The following is a 21,662-nucleotide window of genomic DNA, read 5'->3' on the forward strand; positions in this document are numbered from 1 at the left end:
GGAGGGGGACCGGCGTCCGCGCCGGTCCCCCCGTCCTCACCCGTCCTCACCCGGCGTCAGCCCTCGACGGCGATCGCCGGCCGGTGCACCGAGGGTGAGCCGTTCTGGTCGTGCACCCGGAGCTGCATCAGGGCCAGCCGCGTCAGGGGGACGTCCACGGCGAGCCGGTCGGCGACCGCGACGTACTGGCCCAGCAGGTGCTCGCCCTCGTGGGCGTGTCCGGCCAGGACGTCCCGGTAGAGCGACGAGGTGAACACGGACCCCTCCTCCGTGAACATCTCCAGGCTCGCGGCGTGCGCTGCGGCCGACGGGGGGTAACCGGCGGCCCGGGCCACGCGTTCGGTCTCGTCGATGACGTCGAGCACGAAGTCCTTCCCGCCGGGGGTGGACAGGATGCTGCCGATGCTGCCGCGCATCAGGCAGGTCATGGCGGCGCCTGCGGCGATGAACGCCCACTTGTGCCACATGGCGGCCAGCACGTCCTCGGCCATCGTCACGCGGTACCCCGGGACCTGCAACTCCCGCAGGACGGCCGAGGCACGGTCCGTCGTCCGCCCGTCCTGTTCGCCGAAGATGAGCCCCGCCTTGGGCTTGAGCTGGTAGACCGCGCCCTCGGGTGTCACCGTGCAGACCACCCGGACGATCCCGCCCAGGACGGTGGCGCGGCCGAACCGGTCGTTCACCGTATCCAGGTGGGTCAACCCGTTGAGCAGTGGCAGCACCGTGGTGCCCGGGCCGACTGCCGGGGTGATGTCCTCCAGCGCCGCCTCCAGGGACCAGGCCTTCACCATGAGCAGGATCAGGTCGTAGGGGCCGTCCAGCTCGCGGACCGTGAGCGCCCGGACGGGCACCGTCTCGTCGTACCCGGGCCCGTAGACGCGGAGCCCGTGGCGCAGTTGGTCCGCGCGGGGCGGATGGACCAGGTAGGACACGTCGCGGCCGGCACGGACCAGTCGCGTGCCGAAGAAGCCGCCGGTCGCCCCGGCACCCACAATCAGTGTTCTCATCGCCGGTTCCCCCTGGGTCTCGTGCGGCGTGGTCGGACGGGCTCGCGGTGCGGCGTGCCCCCTCCGCCGGTGCGGAGGCGGTCGTCGCCGCTCCCCGGTGGAGGGCGGATCTCGGAGGGGGTTCCCCGCACCCGGCGCCGGGTCCAGTCGCTGGCCTCCGAGATGATCGCCTCCAGCGGTCCCCGGCCCATGGAACTGCGCCACATCAGTGCGAACAGCATGAACGCGATGACCTGGATCCAGAGCGTCACCATCGGGCGGTCCTCCTCGGGCAGGACCTCGAGCATGAGCACGATGCAGTGCGCCGAGTACAGCGTCAGCGTCATCGCACCCATCGCCGCGAAGGGCGTGAAGACCTTGCCCCCGCGGCGGGTCACCAGCAGGGCCAGTCCCAGGAACGCCACGGCCGCGCCCAGGTTGTGCAGGAGGTTCAGGGGCGTGTCCGAGTAGGGCGAGACCGCTGCCAGCCACCACCACGTCGTGTTCGGCATCAGGACCAGTTCCGGACCGAAGACGAGCACCTCGCGGATCTCCTCGGCGTCGAGGGCCGGCGTCGCCTCGAGCAGCCGCCCGAAGCCGCCGGCCGGGCCGAGCAGGATCCGGGACGCACCCCACGCCGCCACGGCCAGTGCCGATCCCCAGCCCAGCAGGAACAGGGCCAGCCGGCGTGAGGTCAGCACCTGGCGCCCGATGACCATGCCCACACAGAGGTAGGCCATCCACAGCACGGCCGGGTAGTGACCGGTCAGGAGCATGTCCAGGGCGAACAGGTCGGGTTGCCCGGCCGCGGTGACCAGCGTGTAGTCGGCATCGGGATCGGCCTGTTCCGGCACGCGGCCGTTGAGCAGGTGCCGGAAGGCGGGGCCGAGGACGGCGAAGAGGGCCGCCGCGATGAGCAGGACCCGCGAGGACCGCCCGTAGAAGGGGATGGCCAGCAGGAACAGGACGCCGAAGTAGGGGATGATCGTCAGGATCGGCGTGTCCAGGTGGCCCAGGAGCAGGCCCACGAGCAGGATCAGCAGGCCCCGGACGGCCAGGGCGGCCCGGTCGGCCCTCAGGGTGCGGCCGTAGAGCTGGCCCCGGGACCGTTTCTCCACGAACGCGATGGACACCCCGGCGAGCACGGCGAACAGGGCCGCGGCCCGGCCGCCGAAGATGCCGAAGGACCAGCTCAGGCCGTCGCCGTCCTCGTTCTCGGCCGGGAAGACGTGGACGGCGATCATCCCGATCAGCGCCACGGCCCGGGCGACGTCCACGCCCATGGCGCGGCGCGAGGGCATGGCGGCCGCCGCCGCAGGACGCTCGGCGGGTTCACCAGGGGCGACCGTCTCCGGCCTTCCGACGCCCATCGCGGATTCAGGATCCCTGATCAGGGGGGCGAGGGGACGTGCCCTGCTTCATGGGGTCGACCTCCCGTTGCCGGTGAGCCATGGTGGCCCACAGTAGGCACCGCGGCGCCCGGGACGTCAAGGCGTGGACGGTGCCCGGCGGCCGGATTCACACCCCGTGCACAGCCTCGGACGATGGCAGGATGGACCCCATGACTTCCACCACTGCCGCCGGGCAGCCCGGCACCGAGGAGCACGACGTCGACGCGAACTTCCAGCGCACCTCGCCCCCGCGCGTCGAGGGTGGTGTCCGCGTCTCGGACTTCGACTCCGTCATCCACGCGCAGGGTGCGTGGCGCGACGACGAACTGCACATGGCCCCGGTCTCCGGACTGCTCACCGCGGAGATCCTGGCGCACGAGCCCCGGGAGGGGCTGCGGCTGGCGCGGTTGTCCTTCGAGATCCTGGGGACGCTGCACTACGGTCCGCTCACCGTCACCACGCGGACGGTCCGCCCGGGCCGGACGATCGAGCTCGTGGAGTCGACCCTCGAGGCCCAGGGGCGGGCCGCCCTCGTGGCCCGCGCCTGGCGCCTGGTCACCTCGGACACGTCCCCGGTCGGCGTCGTGAACGATGCCGGCCTGACTCCGCGCCAGGACTGCAGCCCGTTCCGGACCATGGCGGAGCGCTGGCCCGGCGGGTACATCCGGTCCCTGCAGATCCTCGCCGCCGACGACCACGCCGACGGTCGAGGCCGGTGCTGGCTCACCTCCTCCGTGGAGATGATCGAGGGTGAGCCGACCTCCGACCTCGTGCGGCTCATGGGCATGGTGGACACCGCCAACGGGGTCGCGCCGGTGGTCCCGAACGGTCCGGGCGGTTACGGCTATCCGAACGTCGACCTGCAGGTGCACCTGTACCGCGAGCCCGTCGGCCCGTGGCTCGGACTGGCGACCACGTCCAACCTCGGCACGGACGGGATCGGCCTGACCACGGCCGTGCTGCATGACGAGCTGGGGCCGTTCGGGCACTCCGAACAGATCCAGACGGTGCGCCGGGTCCCCGCCGCCGATGACTGATCCCGCAACGGACGGTCCCCTGCACCAGGTCCTGGACTGGGTCCGGCAGGAGGGCTCGCTGGGCGCCGCCGAGGACCTCGACTACGCGGTGACGCTGTTGCGGGCCGCCCAGGCCGGCCGGCTGACGGACCCGGTGGTGCGGCTCTACCGGCCCGAGCCCACCGTGGCCTTCGGCCAGCGCGACGCGCGGCTGCCCGGCTTCGACCAGGCCCGGCAGGCCTGCCGGGACCACGGTTTCGCCCCGGTCGTCCGGCGCGCGGGCGGGCGCGCGGCCGCCTACCACGGGGGAAGCCTGGTGGTGGACCACGTCCAGCGGGACACCGACGCGATGCAGGGCTTCCGGGACCGCTTCGCCGGTTTCGGCGAGCTGTTCGTCGACGTGTTCCGCGCCCGAGGCGTGTCGGCCGCCGTCGGGGAGGTCCCGGGGGAGTACTGCGCCGGGGAGTTCTCGGTGCACACCCCCTTGCCCCCGGGTCCGGACGGTGCCGCGCGCGGTCCGGTCAAGCTCGCCGGGACCGCCCAGAGGGTGGTCAAGGGCGCGTGGCTGTTCTCCTCGTCGCTCGTCGTCGAGGACCCCGCGCCGGTGCGGGCCGTGCTGACGGACGTCTACGCGGCCCTGGGGCTGGACTGGGATCCCGCGACGGCCGGAGCCGCCAGTGACGCCGACCCCGGGATCACCGTGGAGGCCGTCGCCGCGTCCCTGCGTGAGGCCTATGCCGGGACGCGGGCCGGCGCGCGAACCAGGATCACCGACCGGTCGTGGGCCGACCTGCTGGCACGGGTCCCGGCCGGCTGACCGGCAGCAGCGGACCTACTCCCCGGCGGCCAGCCGGCGGTGCAGCTCGGCCTTCGGCACGGGGGTGAATCCGGCCTCGAGGTAGCGGGCGCGCAGTGCGGCCTCGGTGCGCAGCAGGGACCAGCCCCGCTGGACGAGGAAGGGCACCGGCTTCCGTCGCTCGGCGAGGTCGCGGGCCAGCCGGCGCGCCGCCGTCGGGAGCCGGTGCTGGTCGATGTACCACGCGTGGAAGTCGGTTCCCGGCCTGAGGCCGAGCCGGGTCAGCACGCGGGGAAGCTCCGCGGCGAAGATGCCCTCGGCGACGACGGGACCGCCGGCCAGTTCGAGCGTGGCGTGGCCGATCACGGCCGACGCCGTGATCGAGTACTCGGGCACGCGCGTGCGGCCGGTCTCCAGCAGCTCGACCATGGCGTCCACGGCGGCCCGGCCGTTCCAGGTGACCGGATCGTCCCAGTCGACCTGGCCGTACTCGGTGCGCGGGAACACCGGTCCCGCGCCCCCGGCGGCGGCGTCCTCGGCGGCCTCCCGGTAGAAGGCGTCCAGTTGCAGGTGTGGTCGTCCGTAGGTGCGGGCCAGGTAGGACTTGCCGGCACCGGAGGCCCCGCCCAGCAGGACGAGGCCTCCGGTGCCGATCGAACCCGTACCGTTCGTTGCGGATGCGTCCAACGGATCAGTGCCCGCGGTCGATCCACTCCTGCAGGTGCGGAGCCTCCGCGCCGATCGTGGTGGAGTCACCGTGGCCGGTGTGCACGGTGGTCTGCTCCGGCAGGGTGAGCAGGCGGGACCGGATGGACTCGACGATGGTGTCGAAGTCCGAGTAGGACCGCCCGGTCGCGCCCGGGCCGCCCTGGAACAGGGTGTCGCCGGTGAAGACCACGCCGGGGGCGCCGTCCGGGCCGGTCAGCTCCGGGGCGTGGAAGCACACCGAACCGGGGGAGTGGCCCGGGGTGTGCAGTGCCGTCAGGGTGATGCCGCCCACCGAGAAGGTGTCCCCGTCGGCGATGATCCCGTCCGGGGCCTGGTCCGGGTAGACGGCGTCCCAGAGCATCCGGTCCTCGGGGTGAAGCAGCACCGGGGCGTCCACGAGGGAGCGGAACATCTGCACCGCGCGGATGTGGTCGTCGTGGCCGTGGGTGAGCAGGATGGCCAGCACCCGGCGGCCGTTCACGGCCTGGGCGACGGCCTCGGCGTCATGGGCCGGGTCGATCACGACGCAGGACTCGTCGTCGCCGACGATCCACACGTTGTTGTCCACGTCCCAGGTGCCGCCGTCCAGGGAGAACGTCCCGGAGGTGACGCGCTTGTCGATGCGTGCCATCAGAGCACCACCACCGAGCGCAGCACCTCACCGCGGTGCATCTTCTCGAAGGCGGTGTCGACGTCCTCCAGCGTGATGGTCTCGCTGACGAAGGCGTCCAGGTCCAGCCGGCCCAGGTGGTATTGGTCGATGAGCATCTGGAAGTCCCGGCTGGGCAGGGTGTCCCCGTACCAGGAGGACTTCAGCGACCCGCCCCGGCCGAACACGTCCAGCAGCGGCAGCTCGAGGGTCATCTCTGGGGTGGGCACGCCCACCAGCACCACGCTGCCGGCCAGGTCGCGGGCGTAGAAGGCCTGCTTGTAGGTCTCCGGGCGGCCGACGGCGTCGATCACCACGTCCGCGCCGAAGCCGCCGGTGAGCTCCTGGATGGCCTCCACCGCGTCGCGCTCCTTGGAGTTCACGGTGTGGGTGGCCCCGAGCTCACGGGCCTTCTCCAGCTTGCGGTCGTCCAGGTCTACCGCGATGATCGTGGTGGCCCCGGCCAGGGCGGCCCCGGCGATCGCCGCGGTGCCCACGCCGCCGCAGCCGATGACGGCGACGGACTCCCCGCGGGCGACCGCGCCGGTGTTGATGGCCGCGCCGATGCCGGCCATGATGCCGCAGCCCAGCAGACCGGCGGCGGCGTTCTGCTGATCGGTGACGCCCTCGACCTTGGTGCACTGTCCGGCGGCCACCAGGGTCTTCTCGGCGAACGCGCCGATGCCCAGGGCGGGGTCCAGTTCGGTGCCGTCCTCCAGGGTCATCTTCTGGGTGGCGTTGTGGGTGTTGAAGCAGTACTGGGCCTGGCCCTTCTTGCAGGCCCGGCACTCACCGCAGACCGCGCGCCAGTTCAGGATGACCTTGTCCCCGACCGCCACGTCGGTGACGCCGGCGCCGATGGCCGAGACGGTCCCGGTGGCCTCGTGGCCGAGCAGGTAGGGGTAGTTGTCCCCGATCCCGCCCTGGACGTAGTGCAGGTCGGTGTGGCAGACCCCGCAGGTGAGGATGTCCACGACGGCCTCGCCCGGGCCCGGATCCGGGATGACGATCGTCTCGATGCTGACCGGGGCGTCCTTGGCCTTCGCGACGACGGCCTTGACCTTCTGCGGCATGGTGCTCCTTCTCTGGCGACAGGGTTCGGCACCATCCCACCACAAACGCCGGGACAGTTCACCTGGCATCCCCTCCGGTGACCCATTGCGTCGTCCTGCCCGTGCGGCAGACTTGTCCCATGTGCGGACGGTATGTGATGGCCCGGGCCATCGGTGACCTGGTGGCCGAATCCGGCGCGGTCGAGCCCGAGGAGGACCTCGCGCTGCGCCCGAACTGGAACGTCGCGCCCACCACGGACGTGGCCGTGGTGCTGGAACGCGCGGTGCCGGCATCGGGCGAGGAGGAGGAGGGCGGGACGCGCCGGGAGGTCCACGTGGCCCGCTGGGGCCTCGTCCCGCCCTGGGCGAAGGACGTCTCGGTGGGCGCGCGGGCGTTCAACGCGCGGTCCGAGACCGTGACGGAGAAGCCCACGTTCCGTGCCGCGGTGCGCGCCCGGCGCTGCGCTGTCCCGGTGGAGGGGTACTACGAGTGGCTCAAGCCCGCCGCGGGGGCCGCGAAGGGGGCCGGCAAGAGACCGTTCTACGTGCACCCCGCCGACGGTTCGCTGATCTACTTCGCCGGTCTCTACGAGTGGTGGAAGGACGAGGCGCTGCCGGAGGACGACCCGCACCGATGGCTGCTCAGCTGCACCATCCTCACCGGCCCCTCGCCGGAGGCCGGGACCGGGGACGAGACCCTCGAGCGGCTGCACGACCTGCACGACCGGCTCCCGCTGCCGATGGACGCGGAGACGATGGACGCGTGGCTCGAGCCGGAGAGGCTGCCCAGCGCCGAGGCCGCCGGCCGGTTGGTGGACCGGGTGCGCGAGCAGGCCTACCGGACCGCCGCGGCCTGGGCGCTCGACGAGGTCGGCCCGGCGGTGGGCAACGTGCGCAACAACGGTCCCGAGCTGATCGAGCCGATCGGCCGGGCCGGGCAGCAGGACACGCTGGTCTGACCGGGCCCGGCGATGGAGGGGCCCGCCCCCGTGGGGACGGGGTGTTTCCCCTGGCGTCATCCGCAGGACACCTGACGGCCGGTTGACGGTCTCCGGCCCGTCCCGTGGGTCTCCTACGGTCGCTGGGCCCGCCCGCCGGGGCGGGCACCATCGACCTCGAGGAGCCCATTCATGACCGCACAGACCCCGTCCTTCCACCGCCGCGGCCTGCTCGCCGGCGGTGGCGCCCTGGCCGCCGCCGGACTGCTGTCCGCGTTGCCCTCCGCGGCCCACGCCGCACCCGGACGCCGCTCCACCGCGGCCGGGCGGATGCCGCTGTCCTTCGGGCGGGACGGGACGTTCACGGTGGTGCAGTTCAATGACACCCAGGACGGCCCCCTCACCGACCGCCGCACCATCGAGCTCATGGAGGGCGTGCTCGAGCGGGAGAAGCCGGGTTTCGTGGTGATCAACGGGGATGTCATCAACGGCTCGCCGCGCACGGACCGCGAGGTCAAGCAGGCCTACAACAACGTCGTCATGCCGATGGAGTCGCGGGGCATCCCGTGGGCCATCACCTTCGGCAACCACGACGAGGACTCGGTCGAGGAGAACGGCACCTCCATGGTCGAGGCGAAGATCGTCGACTTCCTGCGCCAGTACGAGCACAACCTCAACCCGGCCGTGGACGAGGGCGGGAGGGGCGTCCCCGGTGAGTCGAACGCACACCTGCTCATCCGCTCCTCGAAGGGCAACCGCGCGGCCTTCGGCCTGTGGCTGCTGGACTCCGGCCGCTACGCGCCGGAGACCGTCGGCGGTCAGGGGCACGACGGGCTGATGGCCTACGACTGGATCCGCCCGGAGCAGATCGACTGGTACCAGCGGCTCTCCCGGGACACCGAGAAGCGGTACGGCAGGGTCCCGTCGCTGATGTTCTTCCACATCCCCGTCTGGGAGTTCCACCACATGTGGCACGGCCAGCAGTTCACCTCGGACGACGCCGGCCACGCGGCGGCCGTGGAACGCCACGGCATCGAGGGGGTCAAGAACGAGGGCATCTACACCGGCCTGGTGAACTCGGGCATGTACGCGGCCGCCCTGGAACGCGGGGACGTGCTGGGCATGTACTGCGGCCACGACCACATCAACACGTTCATCGGTGACTACTTCGGCATCGAGCTCGGCTACGGCCCGGGCACCGGATTCGGCACCTACGGCCTGAACGACGGGACCGCGGACACGCACACCCTGCGCGGGGCCCGGGTGTTCACCCTCGACGAGAACGCGGAGAACGTCTACACCGGCAGTCACACCGTGTTCGCCCGGGACCTGGGCATCGACATGGCCCCGGTGAAGAAGCCGCTGGCGGAGCCCGCCGCCTTCCCGGACTACGTCTCCGCCTGACCGGCGCGCGGTGACACGACGGGGTCCCGGTCCGCGGCGACCAGCCCCGCCAGCCGGTGCAGGGCGGCGCGGGAGTCGCTGCCGGGCTCCGTCGTGTACACGAACATCGTCTGGTCCTCCACGCCCGTGACCTCCAGCGCCTCGTAGCGGACGTCCACCCGGCCCACCACCGGGTGGACCAATCGCTTGATCCCGTCGCGCCGCTCCGCGATGCGGTGGTCCGCCCACCAGGCGCGGAACTCGTCGCTGCCGGCGGTGAGCTCCGCCACGAGGCGGTCCAGGAGGGGATCGCCCGGGTGCCGGCCGGCGTCGAGCCTCAGGGTGCCCACCATGGAGGAGGCGACCGCCTCCCAGTCGACGTACCGTTGCCGGGCCTGCGGGTCCAGGAAGGCCCAGCGGACCAGGGCGCGCTCCCGCGCGGGCCGGGCCGGCAGGTCCGCGAGCAGTGCGGCGGCGAGCCGGTTCATCGCGAGCACCTCCGTGCGGCGCCCGCGGATGAAGGCGGGATGCTCCGTGAACGACTCGAGCAGCAGGTGCAGCGAGGGCCGGACCCGCTGGACCGGTTCCGGTGCCGTTCCCCGGGCGGGCACGGCCCGGGCCAGGTCGAAGAGGTGCCGGGTGGCCAGGTCGTCGAGCTCGAGCGCCCCGGCGAGCGCGGCCAGCACGGAGTCCGAGGGGCGGCGGTGCCGGCCCTGCTCCAGCCGGGTGTAGTAGTCCGTGCTGACCCGGGCCAGCGCCGCGACCTCCTCCCGGCGCAACCCCGGGACCCGACGCCGGCCTCCGCCGTGCCGGGGCGGGTCCACCAGCGCGCGGCGCGCCCGGAGGAAGTCCCCGAGCCGGGCCCCCGGTTCGACGCCCTCCGCGTCCGCTCGCCTGTCCGATCCTGCCGTCATCCCGGCCTCCCGTCCCTGCCGCCTCGCGGTCCCGCTGTCGTCATCCCGTGGTCGTCCTGTCGTCGTGTCGTCCCGTCGTGGACGGGTTGCCCAGGGTCGTCGCCGCCGGGGCCGAGGTCACTCCGGCCCAGCCTGGGCATGCCATACCCAGGTTGGGCTGGGCACCCCTGGTGGCGTCCCCGGCGGTCCCGGTCATGATGGACTGGCACGGCCGACGACGAGGAGGAGCGGAGATGACGACCACGGAGGACCCGCCGCAGGCGGCGGCGCCGGGACGCGAACCGTTGTTCGAACGCCCCGGCGGAAGACCCGTGGGACCGCGCCGCGCGTGGCGCGACCTCGGCCCCGAGTATGCGGCCAACGGACTCGTCGGCGTGGTGTTCTCCGCCTCCGGGCCGATCGCCGTCACGCTCGCGGTGGGCCTGGCCGGGGGACTGACCCAGGCCGAACTGGCCTCGTGGGTCTTCGGCATCTTCCTCTCCGCGGGGCTGGCCACGATCGTCATGTCCCTCGTGTACCGCCAGCCGCTGGGCTTCGCCTGGTCGATCCCCGGCACCGTGCTGCTGGGGCCCTCGCTGCAGCACCTGTCCTTCGCGGAGGTGGTGGGGGCGTTCTTCGGCTGCGGGGTGCTCGTGCTCGCGCTCGGCATGACCGGGCTCGTGCGCCGCGTCATGACGGCCATCCCCATGCCGATCATCATGGCCATGGTCGCGGCGGTCTTCCTGCGCTTCGGCACGGACATCGTGGACGCCACGCGGGACAACGCGGCCGTGGCCGCGCCCATGGTCATCGCGTACCTCGTCCTGGCCGCGGTGCCGGTGCTCGGGCGGGTCCTGCCGCCGGTCCTGGGCACGCTCCTCGTGGGTGTGGCGGCCGTGGTGCTCAGCGGCCAGTTCGACCTGCGGGGCGACGGCCCCGTGCTGGCCGCCCCGGTGATCACCGTCCCGGAGTTCACGTGGGCCGCCCAGCTCGAGCTCGTGGTGCCGCTGGCCATCACGGTGCTGTTCGTGCAGAACGGCCAGGGCATCGCCGTCCTGCGGGCCGCCGGGCACCGTCCGCCGATCACCTCGTTCGCGGTCGCCTCGGGGGTGTTCTCGCTCGTCAACGCGGTCTTCGGGGCGGTGTCCGCCTGCGTCACCGGTCCCACGAACGCCCTGCTGACCGCCTCCGGGCAGCGGCACCGCCAGTACACCGCCGCCCTCGTCTACGCGGTGCTCTCCCTGGCCTGTGCCCTGCTCGCCCCCGGACTGGTGCGGTTCATGCTGGCCACGCCGGAGGCGTTCGTGCTCGCCCTCGGCGGGATCGCCATGCTGCGGGCGCTGCTCCAGGCGTTCGTCACCGCCTTCTCGACCACGTTCACGATGGGTGCCCTCGTGACCTTCGTGGTGACGATCTCCGGACTGGACCTGTTCACCCTCCACTCGGCGTTCTGGGGCATCGTGATCGGCTTCGCGGTCTCCCGGCTGCTCGAACGCGGGGACCACGCCGCACTGCGGGCAGGGGCGGAGGCCGGGCCCGACGCCCCCGACGCGGTCCCGGCGGCCCGGGCATGAGCCGGGCCGGGGGCGGGCAGGGCACGTCGGCGCGGTGCGGCGCTGCTCGGGCATCGGCGCCTCCGTCCTGGGGGTGCGCGCCAGGCGCTGGTGCGGACTGACGGACCGGGCGGCCCTCGGCAGAACCCGGGGGGCGGGCCCCCGGCCCGGCCGCGTCAGGGTGTGACGAGGGCAACGACTCCCGGTCCCGCGGGCCAGCATAGGCCCCGTGGCCTGCGGATATCCAAGAGCCTGTCGCCACGGATTGGGTAGCAGGAGCATATGGATCACCCCCTTGGTCAGCCCTAGGGGTTCCCCTGATGTGAGCGCAGTCACCGTTCGGCAGACTGGCAGGCGTACTTTCCGCCATCGCGCCGGAAACGGGCCTGCCGGCCTGGAAGCGCGGTGTCACTGCCAGAAGGAGAACGCCATGACCGAGAACCTGTCCCATGTCCGGGAAGTCCTCACCGACGCCGTGGTCGACGACCGTGAGAAGGGCATCATCCGGGCCAAGCGGGAGATCTTCACCGACGAGGAGATCTTCGAGCTCGAGATGAAGCACATCTTCGAGGGCAACTGGGTCTACCTGGCGCACGAGTCCCAGATCCCCAACGTCGGGGACTACTTCACCACCCACATCGGCCGCACCCCGGTGGTCATCACCCGGGACAAGGAGGAGAAGCTCAACTGCATCGTCAACGCGTGCTCCCACCGCGGCGCGATGCTGTGCCGTCGCAAGACCGACAACCGCACCACCTTCACCTGCCCGTTCCACGGCTGGACGTTCAAGAACTCCGGTGAGCTGCTCAAGGTCAAGGACGGCCGCAACGGCGGCTACCCCGAGGGCTTCAACACCAACGGCTCCCACGACCTGACCAAGGTCGCCCGCTTCGACTCCTACCGCGGTTTCCTCTTCGGCTCCCTCAACGCGGACGTGCTGCCGCTCGAGGAGCACCTGGGGGACGCCACCAAGGTCATCGACTCGATCGTGGACCAGTCCCCGGAGGGCCTCGAGGTCCTGCGCGGCGCCTCCACCTACACGTACGACGGCAACTGGAAGGTCCAGGCCGAGAACGGCGCCGACGGCTACCACGTCACCTCGGTGCACTGGAACTACGCGGCCACCACCGCCCGCCGGACCGCCGGCGACTCCGCCAACACCACCAAGGCCATGGACGCCGGCAAGTGGGGCAAGGTCAAGGGCGGGTTCTACTCGTACCCGCACGGCCACCTGCTGCTGTGGCAGGAGTGGACCAACCCCCAGGACCGCCCGCTGTGGGACCGCCGCGACGAACTGGTGTTGAAGTACGGGGAGGAGATGGCCAACTTCATGATCAACATCTCGCGCAACCTGTGTCTCTACCCGAACGTCTACATCATGGACCAGTTCTCCTCGCAGATCCGCCACTTCCGGCCGATCTCCGCGGACCAGACCGAGGTGACCATCTACTGCATCGCCCCCAAGGGCGAGTCGGCCGAGAACCGCGCCAAGCGCATCCGCCAGTACGAGGACTTCTTCAACGCCACCGGCATGGCCACCCCGGACGACCTGGAGGAGTTCCGCTCCTGCAACAAGACCTACTGGGCCAAGACCGCCCAGTGGAACGACATGTCCCGCGGTTCCGCCCACCAGGTCGACGGCCCGGACGAGCAGGCCGCCGCCCTGGGCATGAACGGCGTCATCGCCTCCGGTGCGCGCACCGAGGACGAGGGCCTGTACCCGATCCAGCACATGTACTGGCACGAGGTCATGGAACAGGCGGTCGCCGCCGAGGAATCCGCCGCCGAGCCGGCCCTGGCCTGACCGAGACCGACACGAACTGCGAGGAGCTGCTCCCATGACCACCACTGCCACCGCGGTGCCCACCGTCAAGACCACCGAGGACATCCTGACCCTCGAGACCGTCCGCGCCTTCCTGTACAAGGAGGCCCGACTGCTCGACGACCGCGACTTCGACGAGTGGCTCGAGTGCTACCACCCGGACTCCGAGTTCTGGATGCCGGCGTGGGACGACAACGACGAGCTGACCGAGGACCCGCAGTCCGAGATCTCCCTGATCTACTACGACAACCGGGGCGGGATCGAGGACCGCGTCTTCCGCATCAAGACCGACCGGTCCTCCGCGACCTCCCTGCCGGACCCGCGCACCGGGCACAACATCACCGACGTCGAGGTGCTCGAGCGCGACGGCGACCAGGTCAAGGTCCGTTTCAACTGGTTCACCCTGTACTACCGGTACCAGTCCACGGACACGTACTTCGGCACCAGCTTCTACACGATCGACCTCTCGGGGGCCGAGCCGGTCATCCGCAGCAAGAAGGTCGTCCTGAAGAACGACTACATCCACCACGTGGTGGACATCTACATGATCTGAGGTCCCCCGGGACCTTCCGGCCGCCGACGCGCGCGGCCGGCCACCACCCACGATTCAGCGGGCCGCGGGATGCGGCCCGGACCAAGGAGGACCCATGGGACACAAGGTAGCCCTGAGCTTCGAGGACGGCGTGACGAAGGTCGTCAAGGTCGGCGACTTCGAGACCATCATGGACGCCGCCTACAAGGCGCGCATCAACATCCCGGCCGACTGCCGCGACGGTGCCTGTGGCACGTGCAAGTCGTTCTGCGACTCCGGCTCGTTCGACCCGGGCGACTTCATCGACGACGCGCTGACCGAGGAGGAGCTGGAGAAGGGCTACCTGCTCACCTGCCAGGCCGTGCCCGAGTCGGACATGAGCATCCAGGTGCCGGCCACCGCCGAGTCGGCCAAGACCTCGGCGGCCGCGTTCACCTCCACGCTGACCCAGCTGGACAAGCACTCCGAGTCCACCATCTCCTTCACGCTGACCCCGGAGAACCGCGGGGACCTCGCCTTCCTGCCGGGCCAGTACGTCAACATCAAGGTGCCGGGCACCGACGCCGAGCGGTCCTACTCCTTCAGCACCGGTCCCGAGGTGGACGAGACCTCCTTCATGGTGCGCATCTCCCCGCAGGGGGCCATGTCCGAGTACCTGCGCGACCGCGCCCAGGTCGGGGACACCGTGGAGTTCACCGGGCCCTACGGCTCGTTCTTCCTGCGCGAGCCCAAGCGGCCGCTGCTGCTGCTGGCCGGCGGCACCGGCCTGGCCCCGCTGCTGTCCATCCTGGAGAAGCTGTGCGAGGGCCCCACGCAGTACCCCGTCCACCTCGTCTACGGCGTCACCCGCGAGGCCGACATCGTGGGCCTGGACTGGCTGCGCGCCTACGAGGAGCGACTGCCGAACTTCACCTGGGACTACATCGCCTCCGAGCCGGGCACCTCCGCCCCGCACACCGGCTACGTCACCCAGGTCATCGAACCCACCCATGTCAACGAGGGCGACGTGGACATCTACCTGTGCGGCCCGCCGCCCATGGTCAACGCCGTCTCGAAGTGGCTGGACTCCGAGGGCATCGAGCCGGCCAACCTCTACTTCGAGCGCTTCGCCCCGAAGGAGACCACGGGCGGCGACGCCGAGACCGGTGCCCCCGTCCCGCCCGAGCAGGTGGCCGCCGAGGGTGACACCCTCACCGCCGCCGAGGCGATCTCCTCGCTGGAGACCGGCCGGCTGGACTTCCGCAAGGAGGACAGCTTCGCCCACCTCGACGCCCGCATGGGCCTGGAGCTGGCGATCACCGAGCTCATGATGGGCCGGCTCAGCGAGGAGCAGATGGCCCAGTTCCGCCGCCTGGCCGAGGCCACGGTCGACTTCGTCGACGGCGACCGGGTGGGCGACCCGGAGGAGTACGTGCGGACCAACGAGGAGTTCCACGAGTACCTCTTCACCATCTCCGGCAACCCCACCCTGCTGGAGTCCTACCGTCGCCTGGACATCCACGCCCAGATGGCGGCGACCTTCGAGAAGGGCACGGAGATCTTCTCGCGCGTGGCCCAGGACCACCTCGACGTCGTCTCGGCCTTCGAGGCGCAGGACCGGGACCGGGCGCGGGAGGTCATCATGAACCACACCCGCGACGCCAAGGGCACCATGGACACCGCGATCGACGCGAAGGTGGCCGGGGCCTGATGGGGCGGAGCCATGCCGGCCAGTTCCTGACCCCGGGGCGGTTCGCGGACCAGGTCGCCGTCGTGACCGGCTCCGCCCAGGGGATCGGGCAGAAGGTGGCCGAGCGCATCGCGGCCGAGGGCGGCGCCGTCGTGCTCGTGGACCGTGCCGACCTCGTCCACGAGGTGGCCCGGGGGATCAACGACGACGCCGGCCACACCGGTTCCGGCGGTTCGGCCACCTCGGTCACGGCGGACCTGGAGACGTTCGCGGGCGCCGCCGAGGCCGTGGAGGCCGCGGTGGCCGCCCACGGCCGCGTGGACGTGCTGGTGAACAACGTGGGCGGCACCATCTGGGCCCGGCCCTACGAGGAGTACGACGAGGAGCGGATCGAACGCGAGATCCGCCGGTCCCTGTTCCCCACGCTGTGGAGCTGCCGCGCCGTACTGCCGACGATGCTGTCGCAGGGTTCGGGCGTGATCGTCAACGTCTCCTCGGTCGCCACGCGCGGCATGAACCGGGTGCCCTACGCGGCGGCCAAGGGCGGTGTCAACGCGCTCACCCAGTCCCTGGCCATGGAGGTCGCCGGACGGGGGATCCGGGTCGTCGCCACCGCTCCCGGCGGCACGGAGGCGCCGCCGCGGAAGGTGAAGCGGGGGCCCGAGGCGGAGTCCGAGCAGGAGAGACAGTGGTACCAGGCCATCGTCGACCAGACGGTGGAGTCCTCGTTCATGAAGCGCTACGGGACGCTGGACGAGCAGGCGGCGCCCATCGTGTTCCTCGCCTCCGCCGAGGCCTCGTACCTGACCGGGAGCGTGCTGCCGGTCGCCGGGGGGGACCTGGGCTGAGCGCGGCTGCCGGTGGCGCCCGTCCCGTGACGGGCGCCACCCCCACGTCCGCTAGTCTCGTGCGCATGCAGTACACGGTGCCCGACGGCGAGACAGCACCGGACCGGGTGCTGGTCGGCCGCGCGGGGGTCCTGGCCGAGCTGGACGAGGCCCTGCGCCAGGCACGTCGCGGGACGGTGGGCACCGTGGTGCTCAGCGGCCCCTCCGGATCGGGCCGGACGGCGGTCCTCGAGTCCTTCCTCGAGCACTGCCGGTCTGCCGGTCGCGGCATCAGGGTCCTCAACGCCGTGGGGGACGCCTGGGAGTCCCAACTGGCCCTGGCCGGGTACTCCCAGCTCATGGACACCGCACCGTTGCGGTCGGCCAAGGGCTACGACGCCACGCCCATGCCGCCCGCCATGCCGGTGCCCGAACTGAGCGTCGCCCAGGCGGCGAACTACGCCGCCACCCTGACCACCCACCTGGAGACACTGCAGCTGCGGGGGCCCGTGGTGGTCGCCGTGGACGACGTCCACCATCTCGACGAGGCCAGCGTGCGCATCCTGGTGTTCGTGATGCGGCGGCTGAAGTCCTCGAAGGTGCTCTTCCTGTTCACCCTCGACCCCTCCCGCTCCCACGCCCTGCCCCCCGGCCTGCGGGACCTCCTCGGCCAGTACCGGGTCCGCCAACTGCGCCTGGACCCCCTGGACGCCGAGGACGTCCGCCGGCTCGCCCGGTCCCGCTTCGGGCTGGACCTGGGGGACACGGCGGCGCAGGGCCTCGTCCGGCACACCCGGGGACTGCCGCGACCGGTCCTGGAACTGCTGCAGGAGATGCCGCCGGAGACCTGGCAGAGCTGGTTCCCGTCACTGCCGGCGAGTGCCCGGATGCAGTCCCGGGTGCGGGGCCTGATGGCCGATGCCACGCCGGGACTGGTCGAGGTCGCCGAGGCCCTGGCCGTGCTGGGCTCCCCGGCCGGGCTCGCCGAGATCCAGGCGGTCAGCGGTCTCAGCGGGCCGGAGGCCGTGATCGAGGCCCTGGACGAGGGCCATCGCGCCGGACTGCTGCGGTGGACCGTGGACCACGACGGCTCGGCGGTCTCCTTCGTCGAGCCGGGGGCCGCCGAGGCGATCTACGAACAGGCCCTGCCGAGCAGGCGACTGGCCCGGCACCGGCGCGCGGCCGCCGTCGTGCCCCTGGAGGCCGACCGGTTGGCCCACCGGGTGGCCGCCGCGGCCGGACCGGACGCGGCCCTGGCCGCCGAGCTCGAGGACTTCGCCGCCCGGCAGGGCGAACGGGGCGCGTGGCAGGACGTCTCGTCCGCCCTGTTCTCCGCGGCCCGTCTCACCACGGACCCGCAACGCCACGACGACCGGTTGCTGCGGGCGGTGGACGCCTCGGTCGGCGCCGGGGACATCGCCCGGGCCCAGACCTGGACCTCGGCCGTGGAGGCCATGCCGTCCTCCTCCCTGCGCTCCTCGGTCCTGGGCTACCTCTCGACCGTCTCGGGCCAGAGCCGCAGCGCCCGGCACCATCTCGAGGAGGCATGGCGGACCAGTGACGCCGACCGGGACCCGGCGGCGGCCGCCCAGGCGGCCCAGCGTTTCGTCCTGCACGGCCTGGCGTCGTGGGACGGGCCGCTGATGACCGAGTGGGGCGAGACGGCGATGTCCCTGACCGAGGCGGGCAGCCCGGCACACATCGAGTCGGAGGCCATCTACGGGCTCGGTCTGTATGCCCGTGGGCGCCTGCAGGAGGCCGAGGCCGCCTACGAGCGGGCCACCGCCCGCGCCGGGGAGAACGCCCAGAAGCAGCGGATCCAGATGGGTGCCGCCTGGCTGGCCCTGCGGGCCGACCAGGTCGAGTCGGCGCTGGTGGGCTTCGAGGCGGCCACCCCCACGGAACATCGTGGCGGTTCGCTGCGCATCTCCCTGTGGGCGGAGGCCTGGCTGGCGCGGACCCAACTGGTGCTGGGGGACTGGGACGCCGCCGCGGCCACGGTGTCCCGGGCCTCGGTCCGGCTGGAATCGGCCCGGATGCCCCTGATCGGGCCCCTGCTGTACTGGACGGCCGCCGAGCTGTGGTCCATGCGGGGGGACTGGGAACGGGCGCGTCACTACGTCTCCAGGGCCGCCGTCCACCCGGGCACCTACCGGGCCATGCTCGTGCCCGCCCACCTGGCCAGGGCACGGTTCCACGAGGCCCGGTCCGACTACGAGAGCGCCCTGGAGGCGCTCGAGCCGTTGACGGAGATCGACCCCTGGACGGCCGGTCGCGTCTCCTTCTGGCCGTGGCAGGACACCTATGTCAACGCCCTGGTGATGACGAACCGGCTGGAGCGCGCCGAGGAGTTCCTCACCGCGTTCGAGGGACTGTGCCGGGAACGGGCGATTCCCTCCGACCAGGCCCGGATGTCCTGGTCCCGGGGCCGGCTGCTCGCCGCGCAGGGCGACCCGGACGCCGCACGCGACCACTTCGAGTCCGCGCTGGGGCAGCTGCGGGGACTGCACCGGCCCTACCTGCAGGCCAGGATCAGCTTCGCCTTCGGCCAGAGCATGCGCCGGGCGGGGAAGCGCCGGCTGGCCTCCTCGGTGCTCCAGGTGGCGAAGGACCTCTACGACTCCCTGGGAGCCGTGACCTACGTCGAGCGCTGTGACCGCGAGCTCAAGGCCACCGGGATGGACGTCGGCCCCGTCGACGCCCCCGCGGACCCCGTGCTCGTGGCCGCGGGCCGGGCCGACGTCGACCTCACGGCGCAGGAACAGGCCGTGGTGGAGCTCGTGGCGCACGGGGCCACCAATAAGGAGGCGGCGCGCTCGCTGTTCCTGGCGGAGAAGACGGTCCAGTACCACCTGACGCGCATCTACCGGAAGCTCGGCGTCCGGTCCCGCAGCGAGCTGGCGGCCCGCTACCGTCCCGAGGACTGAGGGACGGCGGCGGGCCGCACGGAGGCGTTCAGGCTCGCGACGCCGGGACCGCGCTCGCCGGCTCGCCGGCCTCGGCGCCATGGTGCCCGGTGGCGCCGGTGGCGCCGGTGGCGCCGGTGATGCCGGGAACGTCCGCGGTGGCCGCGGTGTCCGTGGCCCGTTCCAGCCGCGACTGCCGCGGCACGGCCAGGGTGACCAGAGCGCCGAAGAGGGCCACACCGCCGAAGATGTAGAAGGCGGTGCTGCCGCCCACGCCGGCCGCGGTGAGCCAGCCCCCGATGAGGGGCCCGAGCACGCCACCGATGCGCCCGAAGCCGGCGACCCAGGAGACCCCGGCGGCGCGGGCATTGGTCGTGTAGTAGTTCGAGCTGAACCCGTAGATCAGCACCTGGGTGCCCAGGGTGCCGACCCCGGCCACGGCGATGTAGAGGAACAGGACCGGCGCCGGGAACTGGAAGGTCATCAGCGCCAGGGTGATCCCGGCCAGGACGAAGGTGGTGGCCACAATCCGTTGCGCACCGAGCCGGTCGGCGGCCAGCGAGGCGACGATCCCGCCCAGCACGGCCCCGCTGTTGAGGATCAGCAGGAAGGACAGGGAGTAGCCCTTGTCGAAGCCGTAGCCCTCCATGATGCGCGGCAGCCACGTGTTCAGGCCGTAGGTGAGCAACAGGCCGGAGAAGGACATGAAGCCCAGCAGGACGGTCGGCAGGAAGAACTGGCGGGAGAAGGCCGCTGCGAATCCCCGCTTGGCCGGCGCCGCGCCGGCCTGCTGGACCACGATCTCCTCCAGGAGGGGCACCCCGGTCCGCGCGGAGGCGGCACGGGCCTCCTCGATGCGGCCGCGGGCGTGCAGCCAGCGGGGTGACTCGGGGAGCTTGAACCAGGCCAGCGGCAGCAGGAACAGGATCGGCGTGGCGCCGATCATGAACAGTCCGCGCCAGCCCAGCGGTTCGAGCAGGACGATGCCCAGCAGCGCGGCCAGGACGCCGCCGGCGGGGATCCCGGAGTACACGAGGGCGTTGTAGAAGTTGCGCTTGCCCGCCGGGGCGAACTCGGCGATCGTGGCCCCGGCCGTGGCCAGGATCACCCCGAGCCCCAGTCCGGTGAGCAGGCGCATCACGCCGAACGCCGCCACCGAGGTGGTCAGCGCGGTGATGAACATCCCGATGGAGAACCAGGCGATGCCGCCGAGGATGAGCCGGCGGCGGCCGAAGTGGTCGCCCAGGAATCCGCAGGTGAGGGAGCCGACGAGGACCCCGATCAGGGCGTAGGAGCCCAGGGCGCCGGCCGCCGCGCCGTCCAGCTGGCCGATCTGGCTCGGGTCATCGAGCAGGGTGGACAGCACGGTGCCGTAGATGGTCAGGTCGAAGCCGTCGAAGACGAGGGCGCAGCAGACGATCGCCGCGACCCAGTTGGCCGTGCGTGCCTCCTGGCGCGGATCGTGGGCGACGGGGGTAGGAGGGTGTGACATGGGCTGTCGGTCCTCTCGGATCGGTTCGTGGTGGGCCGGCCGGCTGCCGGTCCCCGGGCTGCGTTCCAGAGTCCCAGAGGAGTGACCTGCATCATATGAGGGGTTTACCCAGTCCTCCGCCGGGGGGTGCGGCACCGGCGGGCCGTTGAGATCCGCAACCTCCTGATGCCGTCCGGACCCGTCTGGATGGACCCGTCCGGACGGTGGAACGCCCCCCGGCGCGTGGATAGGGTGGCCTTCATGATCAATCCAGCGCGCCTGCACTCCGACCTGTCCCGCCTCGGCCGGGAGACCGCCATGTTCGAGGCCACCGCCGCCTCCCTGTCCGAGGAGGAGCTGCGTGCCCCGTCGCTGTGCGAGGGATGGACCAGGGCCCACGTGCTGGCCCACCTCGCCTCCAACGGCCGGGCACTCGTGCGGCTCATCGACTGGGCCACCACCGGTGAGGAGCAGCAGCTCTACCCCTCCCGTGAGGCGCGGGACCGGGAGATCGACGAGCTGGCCGCCCTGCCCCGCGAGGAGCTGCTCCGCCGCCTTCACGAGTCGTCCGCGTTCTTCGCGGAGCAGTCCGAGCGGCTCAGTGGCGAACCGGCCGTCGAGTCCGTGGACCTGCACGGCAAGGAGATCCCGGTGACCTCGATCGTCGCGCTGCGCATCTCCGAGGTCGTCGTGCACCACCACGACCTGGACACGGCGTGGACCATCGAGGAGGCCGACCCGGACTCCCTGCTCAACGCGGTCGAGGCCGCGGTGCGGACCATGCGCGCGAAGGGCGCCCCCGGCATGACCCTGGTGACCGAGGAGCGCGACGAGTGGGTCGTGGGCGACGGCGCCCTGAGGGTCGAGTCCGACCGCGAGGGCCTGCTGGCCTGGCTGGCCCGTGGTGACGGTGAGAACGTCGAGGCCGACGGTCCGCTGCCGGCGCTGCCGTCCTGGTGACCCTGCGGTCCTGGTGACCCCGCCGCCGCGGTGACCCGGTGTCCGCCTGGCTCCGCCTTCTCGTTCCGCCCCCGGGCCTGCCCCGTGCCTGAGGGGTGACGCACACGCGC

18 protein-coding genes are annotated in these 21,662 nt (G+C 71.9%); 11 read left to right on the top strand and 7 right to left on the bottom strand.

The features are described from left to right. Nucleotides 1–56: 56 nt before the first annotated feature. A complete protein-coding gene (locus GGQ69_RS05340) occupies nt 57–1,007 on the bottom strand; it encodes a ketopantoate reductase family protein (RefSeq protein WP_221243352.1) in 951 nt (316 codons plus the stop codon). Then, nucleotides 1,004–2,287 (bottom strand): heparan-alpha-glucosaminide N-acetyltransferase domain-containing protein, encoded by a 1,284-nt coding sequence (locus GGQ69_RS05345; protein WP_183525550.1) that lies wholly within the window; start codon nt 2,285–2,287, stop codon nt 1,004–1,006. Before GGQ69_RS05345 ends, GGQ69_RS05340 begins: the two co-directional genes overlap by 4 nt. A gap of 260 nt (nt 2,288–2,547) precedes the next feature. Between GGQ69_RS05345 and GGQ69_RS05350 the strand changes: the two genes are divergently transcribed. Both GGQ69_RS05350 and GGQ69_RS05355 read left to right on the top strand, forming a co-directional pair. After that, on the top strand, nt 2,548–3,414 hold the full coding sequence (locus tag GGQ69_RS05350; RefSeq protein ID WP_183525553.1) for a thioesterase family protein: 867 nt from the start codon (nt 2,548–2,550) through the stop codon (nt 3,412–3,414). After that, entirely contained in the window at nt 3,407–4,210 is an 804-nt protein-coding gene (locus GGQ69_RS05355) for a lipoate--protein ligase family protein (protein ID WP_183525556.1), read from the top strand. The genes GGQ69_RS05350 and GGQ69_RS05355 overlap by 8 nt, the downstream gene beginning before the upstream one ends. A gap of 15 nt (nt 4,211–4,225) precedes the next feature. On the opposite strand, the gene GGQ69_RS05360 is transcribed toward GGQ69_RS05355, so the two are convergent. Genes GGQ69_RS05360 through GGQ69_RS05370 form a run of 3 tightly spaced genes read right to left on the bottom strand, consistent with a single transcriptional unit; the run spans nt 4,226 to nt 6,619 of the window. Continuing rightward, a complete protein-coding gene (locus GGQ69_RS05360; protein ID WP_183525559.1) occupies nt 4,226–4,876 on the bottom strand; it encodes a uridine kinase in 651 nt (216 codons plus the stop codon). Between the two features lie 4 nt (nt 4,877–4,880). Then, complete coding sequence (locus GGQ69_RS05365) at nt 4,881–5,528, bottom strand: MBL fold metallo-hydrolase (protein ID WP_183525562.1); 648 nt, start codon at nt 5,526–5,528, stop codon at nt 4,881–4,883. Further along, nucleotides 5,528–6,619 carry an S-(hydroxymethyl)mycothiol dehydrogenase gene (locus tag GGQ69_RS05370; protein ID WP_183525565.1) on the bottom strand — a complete coding sequence of 364 codons (1,092 nt, stop codon included), beginning with the start codon at nt 6,617–6,619 and terminating at the stop codon, nt 5,528–5,530. The genes GGQ69_RS05365 and GGQ69_RS05370 overlap by 1 nt, the downstream gene beginning before the upstream one ends. A 119-nt stretch (nt 6,620–6,738) precedes the next feature. Between GGQ69_RS05370 and GGQ69_RS05375 the strand changes: the two genes are divergently transcribed. Together GGQ69_RS05375 and GGQ69_RS05380 are read left to right on the top strand one after the other, a co-directional pair. Then, a complete protein-coding gene (locus GGQ69_RS05375) occupies nt 6,739–7,557 on the top strand; it encodes an SOS response-associated peptidase (RefSeq protein ID WP_183525568.1) in 819 nt (272 codons plus the stop codon). A gap of 171 nt (nt 7,558–7,728) precedes the next feature. Continuing rightward, nucleotides 7,729–8,940, top strand: coding sequence for a metallophosphoesterase family protein (locus tag GGQ69_RS05380; RefSeq protein WP_183525571.1), 1,212 nt, complete (start codon nt 7,729–7,731; stop codon nt 8,938–8,940). Here the strand turns inward: GGQ69_RS05380 and GGQ69_RS05385 are convergent. Beyond that, nucleotides 8,925–9,833: a helix-turn-helix transcriptional regulator gene (locus GGQ69_RS05385; protein WP_183525574.1), complete on the bottom strand. Its 909-nt coding sequence runs from the start codon at nt 9,831–9,833 to the stop codon at nt 8,925–8,927. The two genes, GGQ69_RS05380 and GGQ69_RS05385, sit on opposite strands and share 16 nt — an antisense overlap. A 233-nt stretch (nt 9,834–10,066) precedes the next feature. Here GGQ69_RS05385 and GGQ69_RS05390 point away from each other — a divergent pair, with 233 nt between their 5' ends. The 6 genes from GGQ69_RS05390 to GGQ69_RS05415 all read left to right on the top strand — a co-directional run bounded on the left by GGQ69_RS05390 (nt 10,067) and on the right by GGQ69_RS05415 (nt 19,142). Beyond that, nucleotides 10,067–11,386: a benzoate/H(+) symporter BenE family transporter gene (locus tag GGQ69_RS05390; protein ID WP_183525577.1), complete on the top strand. Its 1,320-nt coding sequence runs from the start codon at nt 10,067–10,069 to the stop codon at nt 11,384–11,386. 409 nt (nt 11,387–11,795) lie between these two features. Further along, the gene (gene benA / locus GGQ69_RS05395; RefSeq protein ID WP_183525580.1) at nt 11,796–13,169 is read left to right on the top strand and encodes a benzoate 1,2-dioxygenase large subunit; all 1,374 of its coding nucleotides are present in this window, start codon (nt 11,796–11,798) and stop codon (nt 13,167–13,169) included. A gap of 34 nt (nt 13,170–13,203) precedes the next feature. Continuing rightward, a complete protein-coding gene (gene benB, locus GGQ69_RS05400) occupies nt 13,204–13,740 on the top strand; it encodes a benzoate 1,2-dioxygenase small subunit (RefSeq protein ID WP_183525583.1) in 537 nt (178 codons plus the stop codon). Between the two features lie 94 nt (nt 13,741–13,834). After that, entirely contained in the window at nt 13,835–15,409 is a 1,575-nt protein-coding gene (benC, locus tag GGQ69_RS05405; protein ID WP_183525587.1) for a benzoate 1,2-dioxygenase electron transfer component BenC, read from the top strand. Further along, nucleotides 15,409–16,236, top strand: a complete 828-nt coding sequence (locus tag GGQ69_RS05410) for a 1,6-dihydroxycyclohexa-2,4-diene-1-carboxylate dehydrogenase (protein WP_183525591.1) — start codon at nt 15,409–15,411, stop codon at nt 16,234–16,236. The genes benC and GGQ69_RS05410 overlap by 1 nt, the downstream gene beginning before the upstream one ends. A gap of 65 nt (nt 16,237–16,301) precedes the next feature. Beyond that, a complete protein-coding gene (locus GGQ69_RS05415; protein ID WP_183525594.1) occupies nt 16,302–19,142 on the top strand; it encodes a LuxR family transcriptional regulator in 2,841 nt (946 codons plus the stop codon). A 28-nt stretch (nt 19,143–19,170) separates the two neighbouring features. Here GGQ69_RS05415 and GGQ69_RS05420 read toward each other — a convergent pair whose 3' ends face one another. Further along, nucleotides 19,171–20,613 carry an aromatic acid/H+ symport family MFS transporter gene (locus GGQ69_RS05420; RefSeq protein WP_183525598.1) on the bottom strand — a complete coding sequence of 481 codons (1,443 nt, stop codon included), beginning with the start codon at nt 20,611–20,613 and terminating at the stop codon, nt 19,171–19,173. A 240-nt stretch (nt 20,614–20,853) separates the two neighbouring features. On the opposite strand from GGQ69_RS05420, the gene GGQ69_RS05425 reads away from it, so the two are divergent. After that, the gene (locus GGQ69_RS05425; protein ID WP_183525601.1) at nt 20,854–21,552 is read left to right on the top strand and encodes a maleylpyruvate isomerase family mycothiol-dependent enzyme; all 699 of its coding nucleotides are present in this window, start codon (nt 20,854–20,856) and stop codon (nt 21,550–21,552) included. The last annotated feature ends 110 nt before the right edge of the window (nt 21,553–21,662 follow it).

Origin of the sequence: Micrococcus sp. TA1, from assembly GCF_014199555.1 — a bacterium.
GTDB lineage: Bacteria > Actinomycetota > Actinomycetes > Actinomycetales > Micrococcaceae > Citricoccus.